2 protein-coding genes and 1 pseudogene are annotated in these 2,884 nt (G+C 76.2%); all 3 read left to right on the forward strand.

What is annotated here, in order from left to right:
- The coding region (locus tag GA0115240_RS09415) for an acyl-CoA dehydrogenase family protein (protein WP_107407123.1) at positions 1 to 1,040 on the forward strand (1,040 nt) is incomplete at its 5' end.
- Positions 1,041 to 1,308: 268 nt separating this feature from the next.
- Positions 1,309 to 2,457, forward strand: coding sequence for an LLM class flavin-dependent oxidoreductase (locus tag GA0115240_RS09420; protein WP_093736206.1), 1,149 nt, complete (start codon positions 1,309 to 1,311; stop codon positions 2,455 to 2,457).
- A pseudogene (locus GA0115240_RS36770) lies at positions 2,454 to 2,884 on the forward strand (lysophospholipase); the annotation flags it as partial. The gene GA0115240_RS09420 and the pseudogene GA0115240_RS36770, both read left to right, overlap by 4 nt.

Raw genomic sequence — 2,884 nt, forward strand, 5'->3', positions numbered from 1 at the left:
CCGGCCTGCTGACCGCCACCGTGGACCGCCGCTACGGCGGCCCCGGCGGGGGCCTGGCCGACACCGTCCGCATCCTGCGCGCCCTCGGCGGCGGCGACCCCGCCGTCGCCCTGGTCACCGCGATGACCCTGTTCACGCACGCCGTCCAGGCCCGCACCCCGCAGTGGCCGGAGCCGGTCTACCGCGAACTGCTCACCGAGTCCGCCCGGCAGCCCGCCCTGGTCAACGCGCTGCGTGTGGAGCCCGACCTCGGCAGCCCGGTGCGCGGCGGCCTGCCCGCCACCACCGCCCGGCGCGGCGGCGGACGCACGGCCGGCGCCGACGCCCCCTGGGAGCTGACCGGCCACAAGATCTTCTCCACCGGCGCCGTGGCCCTGCGCTGGATGGCCGTCTGGGCCCGGACCGACGAGGACCCGGTACGTGTCGGCTCGTTCCTGGTGCGCACCGACTCCCCCGGCATCGAGATCCGCCCGACCTGGAATCATCTCGGCCTGCGCGCCAGCCGGAGCGACGACGTGCTGTTCGACACGGTGCCGGTGCCGGCCGGCCACGTGGCCGGGCTGGCCGAGCCGGGCGCCGACGGGGGCCGGGACGTCGTCGGCGGAGCCTGGAACTCCCTCGGCCTGACCGCTCTTTACCTCGGGGTGGCCCGAACCGCCCAGATCTGGCTGACCGGTTTCCTGCACGGGCGGGTGCCGAGCGCGCTGGGCGCCCCCCTCGCCTCGCTGCCGCGCTTCCAGAGCGCGGTCGGCGAGATCGCGGTGCGCCTGGCGGGCGCCGAGCGGCTGGTGGACGCGCTGGCGCAGGCCGTGGACGCGGGGGACGAGAGCGCGGCGGCCGAGGCCGGCGGCGCCAAAGTGCTCGGCACCCGGGCGGCGATCGAGTCCGTCGAGCAGGCCGTGGCGCTGATCGGCAACAACGGCCTCACCCAGGACAACCCGTTGCAGCGGCACCTGCGCGATGTGCTGTGCAGCCGCGTGCACACCCCGCAGGACGACTCCGTCCTGCTGACGGCCGGCCGCGGCGCGCTGGCCCGCTAGGCCGTGTCTGACAAATAGCGCCGTCCGCCCGCAGGGCGGGGCCCCGCGGCGTCTGGTGCGTGCGATCGCAAGGCGGAGGGTCGTCCTCGTAGTGGGCTACTCGGACGACCCCGACAACGCAGCGAGCGCGCGTGCCAGGCGTCGCGGGGCAGGCGGGATTTGTCAGACACGGCCTAGTCCCGCCGCCCCCGGCGGCCGAACCCCATCGGCACCACACCGCCCCACCGGCACCGCCCGCCGGACCTCCTCACGAAAGGCCCACCCAGCCATGCCCGTCGAGTTCATCGGCATGATCGGCACCCGCGACATCTCCGAGATCCGCCCGCCGGCCGGACCCGTCGTCGACCCCGACTACACCCTCCGCTTCGCCCGCGCCCACGAGGAGGCCGGCTTCGACCGCGTCCTGATCGGCTACGGCTCCAGCAGCCCGGACGGTACGCAGGTGGCCGCCTACGTGGCCGCCCGCACCGAACGGCTCGGGCTGCTGGTCGCGCACCGCCCCGGTTTCGTCGCACCCACGCTGGCCGCGCGGACCTTCGCCACGCTGGACCGCTTCTCCGGCGGCCGGGTCGCGGTGCACATCATCACCGGCGGACACGACGCGGAGCAGCGCCGGGACGGCGACCACCTCGCCAAGGACGACCGGTACGCCCGGACGGACGAGTACCTGGACATCCTCAAGCGGGCCTGGACCAGCGAGGAGGCGTTCGACCACGACGGCCGCTTCTACCGCTTCCAGGACTTCCTCACCGAGGTCAAGCCGGTCACCGAGCCCCGGATCCCGCTGTACTTCGGCGGTTCGTCCGAGGCGGCCTACCGGGTCGGCGGCAAGCAGGCCGACGTCTTCGCGCTGTGGGGCGAGCCGCTGGCCGAGACGGCCGAGCAGATCGCCTCGGTGCGCGCCGCCGCGGCGGCCGCGGGCCGCACCGAGCCGCCCCGGATCAGCGTGTCCTTCCGTCCGATCCTGGGCCGTACCGAGGACGAGGCCTGGGAGCGGGCGCACCGCATCCTCGACACCATCACCTCCCGCGGCGCGGCCGGCTCGTTCGTCGGCAGCCGCCGGATCCTGCCGGTCGGGCCGGACGCCGAGCCGCAGAACACCGGCTCGCAGCGGCTGCTGGCCGCGGCGGCCAAGGGCGAGCTGCACGACCGCGCGCTGTGGACGCCCACCGCCAAGGCGACCGGCGCGGCCGGCAACTCCACCGCGCTGGTCGGCACGCCCGAGACGGTGGCTCAGGCGCTGCTCGACTATGTCGACATCGGCGTGACCACGCTGCTGATCCGCGGCTACGACCCGCTGGACGACGCGGTCGCCTACGGCCGTGACCTGCTCCCGCTGGTGCGCGCGGAAGTGGCGCGCCGCGACGCCGCCGGCGCCGGGGCGCCGGTCGAGGTCCCCGTCGGCGCCGCCCGATGACCGCCGCACCCGGCACGGTGGCCCCGACCGCGACCGGGGATCCGGTGCACCCGCACGTGCCGCCGCCCGCCGACGACCGCGCCGCGCACTGGTACCCGGCCCAGGGGCTGCTGCACCGGGGGACGGTCGTGCTGCTGCCCGGACGCGGCGAACACCCGGGCGTGTACGAGCGGTTCGGACGGCGGCTGGCCGCGGACGCCTATGTGGTGCACGTGCTGGACGTACCGCCCGAGGCCGGCCCGGCCGAGGTGGCGGCCGGGGTGGACGCGGTGGCCGAGGGGGCGGCCGCGCCGCTGGTGCTCGCCGGTTCGGACACCGGGGGCGCTGCTGGCGCTGGCGGCGGCGGTCCGTACCGCGGTCGCGCCGCACGCGCTGCTGCTCGCCGGTGTGCCGGACGGCGCCGCGTGGTCCGCGGACGGCGCGCAGG

The sequence above is a fragment of the Streptomyces sp. DvalAA-14 genome, assembly GCF_900091855.1.
Taxonomy (GTDB): domain Bacteria; phylum Actinomycetota; class Actinomycetes; order Streptomycetales; family Streptomycetaceae; genus Actinacidiphila.